This is a genomic window from Streptomyces sp. NPDC005803 (assembly GCF_040630435.1).
GTDB lineage: Bacteria > Actinomycetota > Actinomycetes > Streptomycetales > Streptomycetaceae > Streptomyces.
On sequence record NZ_JBEXXO010000012.1, the window covers coordinates 113585 to 128883 of the forward strand.

Consider the following 15299-nt stretch of genomic DNA (forward strand, 5'->3'; position numbering starts at 1 on the left):
GTCGGGGCGTCCCGGGCGAAGGGCCGAAGGAGCACTGACGATGGGCGAGGGGTACGCATGAGTGACACCGGCCAGATCCCGGGCGAGGGACTGCCGGAGAACGCAGGCATGGTGGAGCAGCCGGGCGTCCCCGCCTCGGACGCCTACACCTTCCTCGACCCCTCCGAGCACGTGTCCGAGGACGACGACCTCCTGCTGATGCCGAGCGCCCAGGGCGCCTGGGGCGAACCGCTGGCGGGCCCGGCGCCCCTGCCCGAGCAGGGTGGCGGCTACCAGCCCGGCCCCGCCGCGCAGCCGCCGAGCGCGCAGCAGGGCCCGGTCCAGTTCCCGGAGCAGGTTCAGGCCCCGGTGTACGCCATGCAGCAGGCCGCCGCCGCATCGCCGCAGGAGACCGGCCAGGGGACCCACGAGTCCGGCGGCCGCGACTCCGGCCAGGTCGACCTCGGTGCCGTCCGCATCCCGTCGCCCGCCCCCGCACCGGCCCGGGCCCCCGCGGCCCAGACCCAGGCCCCCTCGCGCCGCCCGCTGCACCGCGGCCCGGCCTCCACCGAGGGTCCCTCCTACGGGGGTACGTCCGGCGGCGTGGTCCGCTCGCTGGCGGACCGGGGCCCGGCGGGCGCGCCGCAGCCGCAGGCCGCCCAGCCCCAGACGCAGGCAGCCGTTCAGGCGCCCGCCCGGCACGCCGGCCCGGCCACCGCCGAACCGGAGTACTTCGAGCTCCCGGCCGACGAGGTGGCCGCGCTCCCCGGCCCGCAGCTCGGCGAGATCCCGCCGCAGGGCGTGGCGCAGTGGGCGGCCCAGGCACCGCAGCAGACCGCCGCCCCGGCCGCCGCAGAGGCGGAGCCGCCGGCCCCGGAGACGCCGACGGCGGAAACGGTGGTTCCGGAGGTCGCTCCGGAGGCGGTCGCCCCGCAGCCGGTCGCCGAAGAGTTCGTGGCCGAGCAGCCCGTGGTCCAGGAGCACGCCGAGCAGCCCATGGCTGAGCAGCCCATGGCTGAGCAGCCCGTGGCTGAGCAGCCCGTGGCTGAGCAGCCCGTGGCCGAGGAGAGCGTGGCCGAGGTGCGGGCCCAGGAGCCCGCGCCGGTCGCGCGGCCCGTCCCGCCCGTGTCCGCCGAGCCCGTGCCGGTCGCCGTGGTGGAAGCCGTCCAGGAGGCGGCCGAGTTCGAGGCGCCGGCCCAGGCCGCACCCGCCGAGGCCGTGGCCCCGGTCGAGGCCGCACCCGCGGAGGAGGTGGCCCCCCAGGCCGCGCCTGCCGAGGCCGTGCTCGTCGAGGACGCGAGCGCTGAAGCCCCGCACGTCCAGGCCGTGTCCGCCGAGACCGTTCCCGTCGAGACCGTGCCCGCCGAGACCCTGCCCATCGAAACCATGCCCGCGCCGGACGCGCGGGCCGAAGAAGTCGGGGAAGTCCCGGCCGAGGCCGAGGCCGAGACAGCGGTGCGGGCGCCGGTGGAGCCGGTCCCCGACGGAGCGTCCCTGGGCGGGTTCGTGCCCGTGACGGGCTCGCTGCCGACGGCACCGCACCCGGCCCCGGCGCCCGTGACCGAGCCGCCGGCGGAGCCCGCTGCCGAAGCCGAGGTCGTGGCTGCCACGGAGTCCGGGCCGGCCGACGCGGTGCGGGCGGTGCCGGTCATCGAGACCCCCGCTCCGGAGCCCGTCGTCGCACCGGAGCCGGAGACGGGCCCCGAGATCATCGAGACCCCGGACCTGACGGACCACCACCCGCAGCCCGTACAGCCCGCGGCCACCGAGCCCGAGCCGGAGCAGCGGGCCGAGGCCGCCGCGCCCGCGGAGACCGCCGGGGCCCCCGCCCCCGCGACGGACGCCGAGGCCGCGACTCCCGACGCCCCGGCGGCCCCCGAGGCCGAAGACGCACCGGCGGCCTCGCCCCCCGCACCCGGCTACGACGACGCCGAGCGCGAAGCCGTCCTGCGGGTCATGCGGGAGCGCCGCGACATCCGCAACGGCTTCCGCGGCGACCCCATCCCGCACGAGGTGCTCCTGCGGGTCCTGGAGGCCGCCCACACGGCGCCCAGCGTCGGGCACTCGCAGCCCTGGGACTTCGTCGTCATCCGTTCCGCGGAGACCCGCCGCTCCATGCACGAACTGGCGCAGCGCCAGCGCGAGGCGTACGCGAAGTCGCTCCCCAAGGCGCGGGCGAAGCAGTTCAAGGAACTGAAGATCGAGGCGATCGTCGACACCCCGGTCAACATCGTCGTCACGGCCGACCCCACCCGTGGCGGCCGCCACACCCTCGGCCGGCACACGCAGCCGCAGATGGCGCCGTACTCCTCGGCGCTCGCCGTGGAGAACCTGTGGCTCGCCGCCCGGGCCGAAGGCCTCGGCGTCGGCTGGGTCAGCTTCTTCGACGAGCGCGAGATGGTCCGCGCCCTGGGCCTGCCCGAGCACCTCGAAGTCGTCGCGTACCTCTGTGTCGGTTACGTCGACGAGTTCCCGGAGGAGCCCGAGCTGATGCAGGCGGGCTGGTCCAAGCGCCGCCCGCTGTCCTGGGTCGTCCACGAGGAGACGTACGGCCGCCGCGCACTGCCCGGCGAGGAGCCCCACGACCTGCTGCAGGAGACCATCTCCAGCATCCGGCCGCTGGACGCCAAGGCGCTCGGTGAGGCGTGGGAGCGCCAGAAGCGGATGACCAAGCCGGCCGGTGCGCTCGGCATGCTGGAGATCATCTCCGCGCAGCTCTCCGGACTCTCCCGGATGTGCCCGCCGCCGATCCCGGAGCCCGCGGCCGTCGCGATCTTCGCGGGCGACCACGGGGTGCACGCCCAGGGCGTCACGGCCTGGCCGCAGGAGGTCACCGGCCAGATGGTCGCCAACTTCCTCGGCGGCGGCGCGGTCTGCAACGCCTTCGCGTCGCAGGTCGGCGCCGAGGTGTGCGTCGTCGACGTCGGTGTGGCCATGGAGCTCCCCGCGCAGCCCGGCCTGCTGCCCCGCAAGGTGCGCGCCGGAACGGCGGACTTCACGACCGGCCCCGCGCTCACCCGCGAAGAGGTCCTCGCCGCGATCGAGGTCGGCATCGAGACCGCCCGCGACCTGGTCGCGGCAGGCAACAAGGGCCTGCTGACCGGCGAGATGGGCATCGCCAACACCACGGCGTCGGCCGCCCTGATCTGCGTGTACACGGGGATGGACCCGGCCGAGGTGACCGGTCGCGGCACCGGCATCAACGACGAGATGCACGCCCGCAAGGTCGATGTGGTGCGCCGCGCCCTCGAACTGCACCAGCCGGACCCGGCCGACCCGATCGGCGTACTGGCAGCCGTGGGCGGCCTGGAGCACGCCGCGATGGCCGGGTTCCTGCTCGGCGGGGCCTCGCTGCGCACGCCGGTCATCCTCGACGGCGTGAGCGCGGGCGCCGCGGCCCTGGTGGCACGCGCCATCGCCCCGGAGGCCCTGGCCGCCTGCATCGCGGGCCACCGCAGCGCCGAGCCCGGCCACGTCGCCGCGCTCAACAAGCTGGGCCTGCGCCCGCTGGTCGACCTCGACCTCCGCCTCGGCGAGGGGACCGGCGCGCTGCTGGCCCTGCCGATCGTGCAGAGCGCCGCCCGCGCGATGCACGAGGTGGCGACGTTCGACTCGGCAGGCGTCACGGAGAAGTAGCAGGCGCCTCCCGGCGTGCGAGGGGCGGCGCCCCGGTCGCGGAAGGGGCGAGGGGACAGGCGTGCCGGCCCCCTCGCCCCGCCGCACCTCGCCGCCCGCCGCACCCCACCCCGTATCGTGTTCCCCGCCCCACCTCGCCCCGGAACCCGCACGTCACAGCCGCTCCACCGCCGCAGCGGCCGCAGCCCCCGCATCGCACGAGGAGCCCGCACCGCCATGGCCGAGCACGCCGATCACCCCGCGTACCCCGTCGGACTGCGCCTGAGCGGGCGCCGCGTAGTCGTCGTCGGCGGCGGCCAGGTCGCGCAGCGCCGCCTCCCCGCCCTCATCGCGGCCGGCGCCGACATCGTCCTCGTCTCACCCGCCGCCACCCCGTCCGTCGAGGCGATGGCGGACGCCGGCGAGGTCCGCTGGGAGCGCCGCCCGTACGCCGACGGCGACCTGGCCGACACCTGGTACGCCCTCATCGCGTCCGACGACACGGCGGCCAACGACGCCGCGTCCGCCGAGGCCGAGCGCACCCGCACCTGGTGCGTCCGCAGCGACGACGCGGACGCCGCCACCGCCTGGACCCCGGCCACCGGCCGCAGCGAGGGCGTGACGGTCGCCGTGCTCACCACCGACGCGCACGGCCGCGACCCACGTCACAGCGCCGCCGTGCGCGACGCCATCGTCGAGGGCCTGCGCGACGGCACCCTCGCCGCACCCCACCACCGCACCCGGGCCCCCGGCGTCGCCCTGGTCGGAGGCGGCCCCGGCGACCCCGACCTGATCACCGTCCGCGGCCGCCGTCTCCTCGCCGAGGCGGACGTCGTCATCGCGGACCGGCTCGGCCCGCGCGACCTGCTCGACGAACTCCCGCCGCACGTCGAGGTGATCGACGCCGCCAAGATCCCGTACGGCCGCTACATGGCGCAGGAGGCGATCAACCACGCGCTGATCGAGCACGCCAAGGCGGGCAAGGCCGTGGTCCGGCTCAAGGGCGGCGACCCGTTCGTCTTCGGGCGTGGCATGGAGGAGGCCCAGGCGCTCGCCGCCGAAGGCATCCCCTGCACCGTCGTGCCCGGCATCTCCAGCTCGATCTCGGTCCCCGGCGCGGCCGGCATCCCCGTCACCCACCGCGGTGTCGCCCACGAGTTCACCGTCGTCAGCGGCCACGTGGCCCCCGACGACCCGCGCTCGCTGGTCGACTGGGCGGCCCTCGCCCGGCTGCGCGGCACTCTCGTGCTCCTGATGGCCGTCGACAAGATCGGCGCCATCGCCCGTACGCTCATCGCCCACGGCAAGTCACCCGAGACCCCGGTCGCACTGGTCCAGGAAGGGACCACGGCCGCCCAGCGGCGCGTCGACGCGACGCTCGCCACGGTCGCCGAGCGAGCCGTGGCCGAGGACGTCCGCCCACCCGCCGTCATCGTCATCGGCGACGTCGTCGCGGTCGGCCCGGCGTCCGCCGCGGGCACCGCACTGTAACCATCGGTAACGGATCCTCTCCCGACCGTTGGCACCACACACCGGACAAGGCAGTATCAACCTGTGGCTGATCTCATCACCGTCGACGACCCCGACGACCCCCGCCTGAGCGACTACACCGGTCTGACCGACGTCGAGCTCCGGCGCAGGCGAGAGCCCGCCGAGGGCCTCTTCATCGCCGAGGGGGAGAAGGTGATCAGACGGGCCAGGCACGCGGGGTACGAGATGCGCTCCATGCTGCTCTCGGCGAAGTGGGTCGACCTGATGCGCGACGTCATCGACGAGGTCCCCGCCCCCGTGTACGCGGTCAGCCCCGAGCTCGCCGAACGCGTCACCGGCTACCACGTGCACCGCGGCGCCCTCGCCTCCATGCAGCGCAAGCCGCTGCCGACGGCCGACGAACTGCTGCGCACCACGCGGCGCGTGGTCGTCATGGAGGCCGTCAACGACCACACGAACATCGGCGCGATCTTCCGCAGCGCCGCCGCGCTCGGCATGGACGCCGTGCTCCTCTCCCCGGACTGCGCGGACCCGCTCTACCGGCGCTCCGTCAAGGTGTCGATGGGCGCCGTCTTCTCCGTGCCCTACGCCCGCCTCGACACGTGGCCCAAGGCCCTGGAGACGGTACGGGAAGCGGGCTTCAAGCTGCTCGCGCTGACGCCCGACGAGAAGGCCAGCAGCATCGAGGAGGCCGCGCCCCACCGGATGGGCCAGGTGGCCCTGATGCTGGGGGCCGAGGGGGACGGACTGTCCACGCAGGCCCTCGTCGCCGCCGACGAATGGGTGCGCATCCCGATGGCCCACGGCGTCGACTCGCTCAACGTCGGCGCGGCGGCCGCCGTCGCCTTCTACGCGGTCGCCACCGGACGCCCGGAGAGCTAGTGCCGCGGGCAGCCAAGGTTCGCCCCGTCGCGACGCCCTGCACGCACTCTCGCCGCACCGGCCGAAAGTCCACGTACGTCCCGTACGAGGACTTCCGGCCGGCCCCCCGAGAGCACGCACCTGACGCCGCTCCTACCGGGCAAACCTTGACTGACGCGGCACTGGTGCCGAGGCGGGCGACGTCCGCCCCGTCGCGCAGACGGCACCCGTCGCGGCACCAGGCAGCTCTCCGGAGCGGCTACTGCGCGCTCTGCCCCTGGGTCTGGTTCGCGCCGAGCCCACGGGCCGGCCCCTGGCACCCCTGAGCCGCCGCGATGCCCAGCGCGACCAGCAGCGTCACCACGACGAAGACCACCAGGCGCTGCCGCAGCAGCCGCGGATTGGCGGGGCCGCGCCGCCCGGCCGAGGTCGAACGTGTGCCGGGCCGGGTGCCCGGACGGCCGTTCGTCCCGGCCGCGCCCTGGGACCGCCTGCCCGAACGCGTCGTACCACGCGGCTGCTGCTGCGCGGGGCGCGAGCCCCCGGTGCGGGGCGACGCCGGCCGCGACGGGGCCGTCTGCCGGCTCTGCGGCCGGGACAGCGGAGGGGGGCCGGGCGTCCGCCGGGTCTGCTGCTCGGTGTACGGGCCGTCCAGACGACCCGTCGGCCGGTCCGCCTCCTGGGCCGAACGCTGGGCGGGCGGCCGGCTCTCGTGCAGGCCCTGCGCCTCCCGCGCCGCGATCTCCTTGAGCCGCATGGACAGTTGCAGGGTGCTGGGCCGCTCCTCCGGGTCCTTCGCGAGGCACGCGCTCACCAGCGGCGCGAGCGCGTCGTGCACGTCGTACAGCTGCGGCTCCTCGTGCACCACGCGGTAGAGCATCACCTCGGAACTGCCGTGCCCGAAAGGCGAATCGGCCATGGCCGCGTACGCCAGCGTCGCCCCCAGGGAGAAGACGTCCGTAGCGGGCGTCACCGCGGCGCCCCGCACCTGCTCGGGCGCGAGGAAACCGGGCGAACCCACCGCCGTGCCGACGTGCGTGAGCGTGGACGCGCCGGTCGCCCAGGCGATCCCGAAGTCGATGATCCGCGGGCCCTTGGGGGAGAGGAGGATGTTCGACGGCTTCAGGTCACGGTGGACGACACCGGCCTCGTGCACCGCCACCAGGCCTTCGGACAGCGCGGCCCCGATCGAGGCCACCTCGGCGGCCGACAGCGGACCCTCCTCGGCCACCTTGTCGTGCAGCGAGGGCCCCGGAACGTACTGCGTCGCGAACCACGGGCGGTCCGCCTCCAGGTCGGCGGCGACCAGCCGTGCCGTACAGCCGCCGCGGATCCGCCGGGCGGCGGACACCTCGCGCGCGAACCGCGAGCGGAACTCCTGGTCCTCCGCCAGGTCGGGGCGGATCACCTTCAGCGCCACCCGCTGGCCACGGCGGTCCGAGCCGAGGTAGACGACACCCATGCCGCCCGCCCCGAGCCGCCGGTGCAGCCTGAACGAGCCGACGACACGCGGGTCCTCGCGCCGGAGCCGCATCATCGCCATGTCTGCCCATCCCCGCTGCCTGGTCCGCCTGACGAGGCACAGCTTACGTACCCGCCGCCCGGGGCGCTCAGAGGCCGCGCCCTCGCCGGACAATCGATTGTCAGTGCCGGGTGGGAAACTTGAGGAGTGGTCAGGGAGCCGCGGATCCAGGCGCCCCGGCCCGTGCGAGATCTCAAAGGTCCGTCGCAGAAGGGGGATTGGATCAATGAAGGGCGATCGAGTCGAGATAGTCGTGGACGCCGGAGACACGACGCGAACCTACGAAATGGTGGCCTCCAGGGCCGGGCGCAGGGTGGAGACCGCGGTCCGCCGAGGTGTCGTCGAAGTGAGTGAAGTCACGAGGAACGGCTCCGTGGTGCGCACCGCCCGCTTCATGGCGACCAGGGTGCTCGCCCTGGTCGAACAACCGGTACCCAGGGAGGACGCCTCCGAGCGTCCCCTCCGGGATGACCCCAACGCCGGGTAGTCCGTCTCCACCCAGGGGAGTACGCCGACTACCCACGGCTCATCCTCCGGGAGGCCCGGCATTCGGTACGCGGGCATGACGCCGCCCGCCTCCCGGATGCCTAATGTTGAAGTCAAGCGGCGGGGGTCGCACTCGTCCCCCGAGGTCAGACGCCCGCCGCTCCACAACAGGTCAGGAGAGGAACCATGGCGGACACGGCAGCGCGGACGATGGTCCGCACGCAGGGACGCAAGGCCTTTGCCCCGTTCGGCAGCCGCCCGTCGTCCGGCAAGCGCCACCCGCTGGTGGCGACGGCCATGGTTCTTCCTCTGGCGGCCCTGCTCGCAGTCGTCTTCGGCGGCTGGGAGGCAGTGGTCACACAGGCGTCGTCCGTGGGCGTGATGCTGGGGCGCTGAGCGGCGCCCCGGGTCCGGAAGAGCGGTCCGGACCGGGACATCCGGCCAACAACCCCGTGGGGACGGGGGTGCGGCGGGCGGCAGCGTTTGTCCGGTCAGCTGGGGAGCTGACCGGACATCGCGCTGTCCGGGTCCGGGCGGCCCGGAGCGCGACAGGCGCGTCGTCGTTCCGCGCGCCGCGCCGGCGGGACGCCCCGGCCGGGAGCCGCGATCCGTGCGTGGTGCGTCGGCCGCCGGCGCGATCCGCGTGCACTCGCCGGCATGTGGGGTACGGGCCGGCGCCGCGTCGTCCGGAGCTCCGGTCGAAGGCCCGGTGCCGGGCGCCCCGCTCCCGTGCCCCGCGTACGCTCTGCGGCGGGTGCGGTGCCGGCCGGGCCCGCCGATCCTGTGCCACCGGGGGAGTCCATGACCACCGCAGTCGTTCGTGCGCTGGGCGCCCTCGCCCACGCGGCGGCCCACGCCCTTCCCGGGCCCCGGTGCGGCTGCCCGGCGCCGGCCGTCCTCGCGGACCGGGCGGACGGCACCGTCGTCCGCTGCGGCCCCGTCGTCGCCAAGGCCCACGCCGCCGGCACGGACACCGCCGCCCTCGCCGTACGCCTCGGCCTGACCGCCGGCCCCGGTCCGGCCGGCATCCTGCTCGCCCCGCTCCCCGCACGGACCGCTGCGGTACCCGCGGGGGACGGCGCCGCCTCGCCGTACCTCACCGAACTGCACGGCCGTCCGGTCAGCCTGTGGCCGTACGGGGAACCGGTGGACCCGGGCGACCCGGACGCGGCGCCGTGGGAGGAGGCAGCCGTCCTGCTGGCCCGCCTCCACCGTGTCCGGCCCGCACCGGGCGGGCCGGAGGCGCTCCCCGCCATGAGGGGCCCGGCGAAGGCCGCGCTCGCCGTGTCCCGGATGCGCGCGGCCAGGCCCGGCGACCCGGCCACGGCTCCCGTGCTCGCGGCCTGGCGCGGGCTGCCGCCCTGGGCGCGGGACGAGGCGCCCGCTCCCGCGGACCGGGCCAACGCCCTCTGCCACGGGGACCTGCACCTGGGCCAGCTCGTCCGGAGCCCCGCGCCGGGCGGCCCGTGGCTGCTGATCGACGTCGACGACGCGGGATGGGGCGACCCCTCCTGGGACCTCGCGCGGCCCGCCGCCTGGTACGCGGCAGGGCTGCTGCCCCCCGAGGTCTGGCTCCGCTTCCTGGCCGCCTACCGGACCGCGGGCGGCCCCGCGGTACGCGCGGACGGCGACCCGTGGCCCGAGTTGGACCTCGCCGCCCGCGCCCTGACCGTACAGACGGCGGCCCTGGCACTCGCCAAGTCCGCGACGGAGCACCGGGCTCCGGATGAGGTGGAACAGGTGATGCTCGACGCCTGTGCCCGAATTGCCGCTCTCCCGCCCGAGTTGACCGCCGAACACTCGTCGTAGGGTGAACCGACCGCCACCGGGCATGCATTCCGGCGGCGGCTAACCGACGGCGAGGAGTGAGCCCGAAGATGCAGTGTCCCAAGTGCCACGCACAGATGCACACGTACAACCGCAACGGCATTCAGATCGAGCAGTGCAGCGGCTGCCGGGGGATATTCCTGGACTACGGCGAGCTGGAGTCCCTGACCCGTGTGGAGGCGCAGTGGACGCAGCAGGCTCCGCCGGCGCCGCCCGCCCCGCAGGCCTACCCGGCAGCCCCGGCGCCCGCCTGGGGCGCGCCGCAGCACCACGGCGGACACCACCAGGGCCACTACCGGCAGAAGAGCTTCGGCCGGATGCTCTTCTCTTCCTGACCCGTCCCGGCGCCGCGGTCCGGACGGAACACGTCCGGGCCGCGGCGCGGGCACGTGCGGGAACGACGAAGCCCCGGTCGTCGAGACGACCGGGGCTTCGGACGGTGCGCGATACTGGGATTGAACCAGTGACCTCTTCCGTGTCAGGGAAGCGCTCTCCCGCTGAGCTAATCGCGCAGGGTGACCCTGCGTGTACTGCGTGCGCGATACTGGGATTGAACCAGTGACCTCTTCCGTGTCAGGGAAGCGCTCTCCCGCTGAGCTAATCGCGCGGGGGTCCTCGCGGACCTGTGGACGATACTGGGATTGAACCAGTGACCCCTTCCGTGTCAGGGAAGTGCTCTCCCGCTGAGCTAATCGTCCTTGGAGGTGGAGACGGGATTTGAACCCGTGTAGACGGCTTTGCAGGCCGTTGCCTCGCCTCTCGGCCACTCCACCAGGGGTGAGGGTTCGGGAAGATCCCCCACCTTCTGCGAGCGGACGACCAGGTTCGAACTGGCGACCTCAACCTTGGCAAGGTTGCGCTCTACCAACTGAGCTACGTCCGCTTGTCGGTTCCGGTTCACTTGCGCGTCCCGGCGACGTGTTGAACTCTAGCGGATTCCGGGGCCAGTACAAAAACGCGTTTGTGCAGCGTGCTGAGGCGCGCTCGCCCCGGCGCAGGTCACCGCGCGCGGTCCTAGACTCACCGGCGTGCACGACCTTGCTCCCATGGCCCGCTTCGGCGGCCTCGTCGCCTCCGGTCTGCGGGACGTGACCAGTGATCCCGCGGCCCTCGACTCGTCCGGCTTCTGGGCCGTGTCCGCCGATTTCGAGGGCCGGCTCGTCTGCGCCCGCTTCGCCACCGTGCGCACCGAGGCCGTCCCCGCACCGGTGCGCGGCGCCTGGCGCGGCCCCGCCGCCGACGCCTGGGCCTCCTCCCTGGACCGGGCCGCGTACATCGAGGGCGTACGCCGCATCCGCGCGTACATCGCGACGGGCGAGGTCTACCAGGCCAACCTCTGCCGCGTGATGACGGCGCCGCTGCCCGATCCGGCCGCGGCGGACGTGGACGCCCTCACCGCCCTGCTCGCGCGCGGCAACCCCGCCCCGTACGCGGGAACGATTCGCCTGCCGGGTCACGGCGTCGAGATCGCGACCGCCTCGCCGGAGCTGTTCCTGCGCAGGGAGGGGCGTGCGGTCGAGTCCGGACCGATCAAGGGCACCGGCCGCACCGAGGCCGATCTGCTGGAGAAGGACCACGCCGAGAACGTGATGATCGTCGACCTGGTCCGCAACGACCTGGGCCGGGTCTGTGCCACCGGATCGGTCACGGTCCCCGGTCTGTGCGTCGTCGAGAAGCACCCGGGCCTCGTCCACCTCGTCTCCACCGTGCGCGGACGCCTCGCCGACGGCGCGGGCTGGCCCGAGCTGCTCGCCGCGGCCTTTCCACCGGGTTCGGTGACCGGGGCGCCCAAGTCCAGCGCCCTGCGGATCATCGGAGAACTGGAGACCGCCCCGCGCGGGCCGTACTGCGGCGGCATCGGCTGGGTGGACGCCGACCGGGCCACCGCCTCGCTCGCCGTGGGCATCCGCACCTTCTGGACCGACCGCACCGGCGCGGTCCCGGTCCTGCGGTTCGGCACCGGTGCGGGCATCACCTGGGGCTCGGATCCGGAACGCGAATGGGACGAGACCGAACTGAAGGCGGCCAGGCTGCTGGCTGTAGCGTCGGGCGCATACGAAGCAACCGGAAGGACCGCGCCATGAAGATCTGGGTCAACGGAGGGCTGCGGGCCGCCGACGACGCCCGGGTGTCCGTGCTCGACCACGGGCTGACCGTCGGAGACGGCGTCTTCGAGACGGTGAGGACCGCCGACGGCAGGCCCTTCGCACTCACCCGCCACCTCGACCGGCTGACCCGCTCCGCGGTGGGCCTCGGCGTTCCCGCGCCCGACCTGGACGAGGTGCGCCGGGCCTGCGCCGCCGTCATCGAGGCCAACCCGGCCGCGCTCGGCAGGCTCCGCATCACCTACACCGGGGGGATCTCGCCGCTCGGCTCCGACCGCGGCACCGCCGGGCCCGGACTGGTCGTCGCCCTCGGCGAGGTGCAGCGCCGCCCGGACACCACGGCGGTCATCACCGTTCCCTGGACGCGCAACGAACGCGGCGCGGTCACCGGGCTCAAGACCACCTCGTACGCGGAGAACGTCGTCGCCCTCGCCCGCGCCCATGAGCAGGGCGCCTCCGAGGCACTGTTCGCCAACACCGTCGGCCGGCTCTGCGAAGGCACCGGCTCCAACGTCTTCGTCGTCCTCGACGGGCAACTGCACACGCCGCCCGTCGCCTCCGGCTGCCTGGCCGGGATCACCCGGGCCCTGGCGGTGGAATGGACCGGGGCGCAGGAGACGGACCTGCCGTTCGACGTCCTGGACCGGGCCGAGGAGATCTTCCTGACCTCCACGCTCCGTGACATCCAGGCCGTTCACCGGGTCGACGGCCGGGAGCTGCCGGGCGGGCCGGGGCCGGTGACCGCCAAGGCCATGCGCGTCTTCGACGAGCGGGCCGGCGACGACCTGGACCCGTGAGCACGGCGGCCGCGCCCGGGCGGGCGGCCGCGCGACGGACGCGGACCGGCCGTACGGGCCGCCCCGCAAAAGCGGATGACGGGCCCGCGCGCAGGGGATAGAAACCTCTGATGACCACGACACTGCGGCCCTCCGGGCCGATCCAGCCAGGCGCCGACGGCGCACAGAGCCGCGCCTACGACGTGTGCGACAACGGGCGGCCCGTCGGCTCCGTCGAGATCGCCACGGAGCCCGGGTCGGACGGTGGGACGGGAGTGCTGCGGTCCCTGCGGATCGACGAGCGGGTACGGCGGCGCGGCCGCGGCACCATCGCCGCGCTGGCGGCCGAGGAGGTGCTCCGGGGCTGGGGCTGCACCCAGGTGCGGACGGATGTCGCCGCCGACGACATCGCGGGGCGACGGCTGACCACCGCACTCGGCTACACCGAACGCAGCCGGAACATGGTCAAGCGACTGCCCGCCGAGCCCCCGGCACTGCCCGGCGGACTGACCGCACGACCGATGACGCCCGAGGAGTTCACGGCCTGGGAGGACGGCGCGATCGCCGGGTACGCGGAGAGCCTGGTGACGCGCGGCATGCCGCGGGAGTCGGCGCTGGAGGCGGCCCGCGCCTCGCACGCCACACACCTGCCGCAGGGCCTCGCCACCGAGGGCGCGTACCTGTACCACCTCATCCACGAGGAGGACGGCGAGAAGGCCGGGTTCCTCTGGGTGGCGCGGTTCGAGATGCACCCCGGCCTGAGGGTCGGCTACGTCTTCGACGTCGAGGTGGCCGAACGCTTCCGGGGACGGGGGTACGGCCGGGCGCTGATGCTCCAGGCCGAACGCCTCGCGCTCGCGGCGGGCGACGAGCGGCTGGGCCTGCACGTCGTCACGGCGAACACGCCCGCGCTCCGGCTGTACGAGTCGCTCGGCTACGAGCCGACCCAGTACAACCTGGCCAAACCACTCTGACCCGCTCCGACCCGCTGCCTGGCTCCCCGCTCCCGCCCGCCGCTCCGTCCCGCCGTCCCGCGGCGAGGAGCGGTTCGGGGCCGGGGCCGGGCAGCGGAAGCGGGACCGGCCGCGGAGCGGGCGGCGGCGACCCGCGGGCTGCCCGGCCGCTCCAGCCCGTCTTGGGCAGCCGGCCGCCCGGCCCCCTGCCCTGAGCCGGCCGCCCGGGTCGCTCCAGCCCTTCTCGAACAAGCCGTCCCGGCCGCTTCGGCCCTCCGCGCCCCGTCCGGTCCGGCGTGGGGCCCGCAGCCCGCTCCCCGTCCTCAGTCCTGCTCGGCGAGCAGCCGGTCGGCGATGGCCTCGATGCGCTCGCGCAGCCCTTCCTGGCTCTTGCCGCCGTCCAGCCGCTCGTCACCGATCACGTACGTCGGCGTGCCGGTGACCCCGATCGCCTTGCCCTCGGCCTGGTCGGCGTCGACGATCAGCATGTGCCGGCCGTCGATCAGGGCGGTGTCGAACTCCTCCGCGTCCAGGCCCAGTTCCCCCGCCACCTCGACCAGCAGCGGCTCGCCGGCGCGGGCGAGGTCGGCGGTGCGGGCGAGCACCGCCTCGATGTACGGCCAGTCCTTGCCCTGTGCCGCGGCCTCCTCAGCGGCCTGCGCCGCGGCGTAGGCGTGCCGGTGCTTCTCCAGCGGGAAGTGCCGGAGCCGGATCTCGATCCGGTCGCCGTAGCGGGCGCGCAGGGCGTGCACATCGGTGAGGGCGTGGTGGCAGTCGGGGCACTGGAGCTCGCACCAGACGTCGAGGACGACCGGTGCCGCAGGGGTGGAATCGCTCATGGGACCAGTCTCCCAGGCCACACCCTGGCCGCCACGGGCGGCAGCGGACGAGCGGACGAGCGGGCGTCGGCGGCCGCGTCCTGGGCCCGCGTGCGGGTCGTGCGGCACCTGGGGAGGATCCCGGCCCTGAAATGTCCCTGAGGTGGGCTCGCGGCATGGCCGCCCGCCCGGTCGTCGGTGCAGGATGGAAGGGACGTTTCCCCTGCGCCTGGAGGCACCGATGCTTGCCGAGACCATTTGTTCCGCGGTGTCCGCCGCGGGCCTGGGCATCGCCGCCGTCACCGCCTACCGGAAGCGGTTCCTCACGGCGACCAGGATCGCCGCCTACTCCCTGGTCCCGATCGGCCTCGTGCTGACCGGCGTCGTCGAGTGGGTGTCGGACATCGCCTTCAAGCCCAGTGTCTGGCTCGGCTTCGGGGTGCTGGGTGTGGCCTGGCTGCTGTTCATGATCACCCGTGCGATCGAACGTCGCGGCGGGGCCACCCGCAAGGAGCGCAAGGCGGCGGCCCGGGCCGCGCGGAGCGGCGCGGTGGCGCCCGGCGCCGCAGCCCCCTCGCTGGGGGCGGGCGCACCGGCTGCCGAGCCCCGGCAGAAGCCGAAGAAGCAGGCCGCGGCCAACGGATCGGGCGACGACTTCGGCGACATCGAGGCCATCCTGAAGAAGCACGGCATCTGACGGCGGGCTCGTCCTGCCGGCCCCTCTCCGGTGACGCCTCCCGGCCCCTCTTCGGTGACGCCGCGCGGCCCCTCTCCGTGACGTCGGCACGCCCGCGTGCATGAATCGATTCAGGCATGATCCTTGACGGCTCCCGACGAGCGGGCTAGCGTCCCGAGCGGATTGAAAC

At 74.5% G+C, this 15299-nt stretch carries 13 protein-coding genes and 5 tRNA genes; 11 read left to right on the forward strand and 7 right to left on the reverse strand.

The window, feature by feature from the left end; genetic code table 11:
• The first annotated feature begins 57 nt into the window (after positions 1-57).
• From cobT to ABZ454_RS18760, 3 genes are all read left to right on the forward strand, one after another.
• Positions 58-3615 (forward strand): nicotinate-nucleotide--dimethylbenzimidazole phosphoribosyltransferase, encoded by a 3558-nt coding sequence (gene cobT / locus ABZ454_RS18750; protein WP_359539267.1) that lies wholly within the window; start codon positions 58-60, stop codon positions 3613-3615.
• Positions 3616-3831: 216 nt separating this feature from the next.
• Positions 3832-5085, forward strand: coding sequence for a uroporphyrinogen-III C-methyltransferase (gene cobA, locus ABZ454_RS18755; protein WP_359539269.1), 1254 nt, complete (start codon positions 3832-3834; stop codon positions 5083-5085).
• A gap of 63 nt (positions 5086-5148) precedes the next feature.
• Positions 5149-5967 carry an RNA methyltransferase gene (locus tag ABZ454_RS18760; RefSeq protein ID WP_359539271.1) on the forward strand — a complete coding sequence of 273 codons (819 nt, stop codon included), beginning with the start codon at positions 5149-5151 and terminating at the stop codon, positions 5965-5967.
• 238 nt (positions 5968-6205) lie between these two features.
• Here ABZ454_RS18760 and ABZ454_RS18765 read toward each other — a convergent pair whose 3' ends face one another.
• Positions 6206-7489: a protein kinase gene (locus tag ABZ454_RS18765; protein WP_359539273.1), complete on the reverse strand. Its 1284-nt coding sequence runs from the start codon at positions 7487-7489 to the stop codon at positions 6206-6208.
• A gap of 205 nt (positions 7490-7694) precedes the next feature.
• Between ABZ454_RS18765 and ABZ454_RS18770 the strand changes: the two genes are divergently transcribed.
• The 4 genes from ABZ454_RS18770 (at position 7695) to ABZ454_RS18785 (ending at position 10116) form a co-directional block, all read left to right on the forward strand.
• Positions 7695-7955: a hypothetical protein gene (locus ABZ454_RS18770; protein ID WP_356317275.1), complete on the forward strand. Its 261-nt coding sequence runs from the start codon at positions 7695-7697 to the stop codon at positions 7953-7955.
• 185 nt (positions 7956-8140) lie between these two features.
• Positions 8141-8350 carry a hypothetical protein gene (locus tag ABZ454_RS18775; RefSeq protein ID WP_359539275.1) on the forward strand — a complete coding sequence of 70 codons (210 nt, stop codon included), beginning with the start codon at positions 8141-8143 and terminating at the stop codon, positions 8348-8350.
• A gap of 405 nt (positions 8351-8755) precedes the next feature.
• On the forward strand, positions 8756-9763 hold the full coding sequence (locus tag ABZ454_RS18780; RefSeq protein ID WP_359539277.1) for an aminoglycoside phosphotransferase family protein: 1008 nt from the start codon (positions 8756-8758) through the stop codon (positions 9761-9763).
• A gap of 68 nt (positions 9764-9831) precedes the next feature.
• Positions 9832-10116 carry a zf-TFIIB domain-containing protein gene (locus ABZ454_RS18785; protein WP_356317269.1) on the forward strand — a complete coding sequence of 95 codons (285 nt, stop codon included), beginning with the start codon at positions 9832-9834 and terminating at the stop codon, positions 10114-10116.
• Between the two features lie 105 nt (positions 10117-10221).
• Here ABZ454_RS18785 and ABZ454_RS18790 read toward each other — a convergent pair.
• From ABZ454_RS18790 to ABZ454_RS18810, 5 genes are all read right to left on the reverse strand, one after another.
• A tRNA-Val gene (locus tag ABZ454_RS18790) sits at positions 10222-10293 on the reverse strand.
• Between the two features lie 23 nt (positions 10294-10316).
• Positions 10317-10388: transfer RNA gene (locus ABZ454_RS18795), tRNA-Val, on the reverse strand.
• A gap of 19 nt (positions 10389-10407) precedes the next feature.
• Positions 10408-10479: transfer RNA gene (locus ABZ454_RS18800), tRNA-Val, on the reverse strand.
• Between the two features lies 1 nt (position 10480).
• A tRNA-Cys gene (locus ABZ454_RS18805) sits at positions 10481-10554 on the reverse strand.
• 37 nt (positions 10555-10591) lie between these two features.
• Positions 10592-10664: transfer RNA gene (locus ABZ454_RS18810), tRNA-Gly, on the reverse strand.
• Between the two features lie 163 nt (positions 10665-10827).
• On the opposite strand from ABZ454_RS18810, the gene ABZ454_RS18815 reads away from it, so the two are divergent.
• From ABZ454_RS18815 to ABZ454_RS18825, 3 genes are all read left to right on the forward strand, one after another.
• A complete protein-coding gene (locus tag ABZ454_RS18815) occupies positions 10828-11865 on the forward strand; it encodes a chorismate-binding protein (RefSeq protein WP_359539412.1) in 1038 nt (345 codons plus the stop codon).
• Positions 11862-12683: an aminodeoxychorismate lyase gene (locus ABZ454_RS18820; protein ID WP_359539279.1), complete on the forward strand. Its 822-nt coding sequence runs from the start codon at positions 11862-11864 to the stop codon at positions 12681-12683. The genes ABZ454_RS18815 and ABZ454_RS18820 overlap by 4 nt, the downstream gene beginning before the upstream one ends.
• 110 nt (positions 12684-12793) lie before the next feature.
• On the forward strand, positions 12794-13636 hold the full coding sequence (locus ABZ454_RS18825) for a GNAT family N-acetyltransferase (protein ID WP_359539282.1): 843 nt from the start codon (positions 12794-12796) through the stop codon (positions 13634-13636).
• A 302-nt stretch (positions 13637-13938) separates the two neighbouring features.
• Here the strand turns inward: ABZ454_RS18825 and ABZ454_RS18830 are convergent, their stop codons facing one another.
• The gene (locus ABZ454_RS18830) at positions 13939-14454 is read right to left on the reverse strand and encodes a DsbA family protein (RefSeq protein WP_359539284.1); all 516 of its coding nucleotides are present in this window, start codon (positions 14452-14454) and stop codon (positions 13939-13941) included.
• A 220-nt stretch (positions 14455-14674) separates the two neighbouring features.
• Between ABZ454_RS18830 and ABZ454_RS18835 the strand changes: the two genes are divergently transcribed.
• Positions 14675-15130, forward strand: a complete 456-nt coding sequence (locus ABZ454_RS18835) for a hypothetical protein (RefSeq protein ID WP_359539287.1) — start codon at positions 14675-14677, stop codon at positions 15128-15130.
• The last annotated feature ends 169 nt before the right edge of the window (positions 15131-15299 follow it).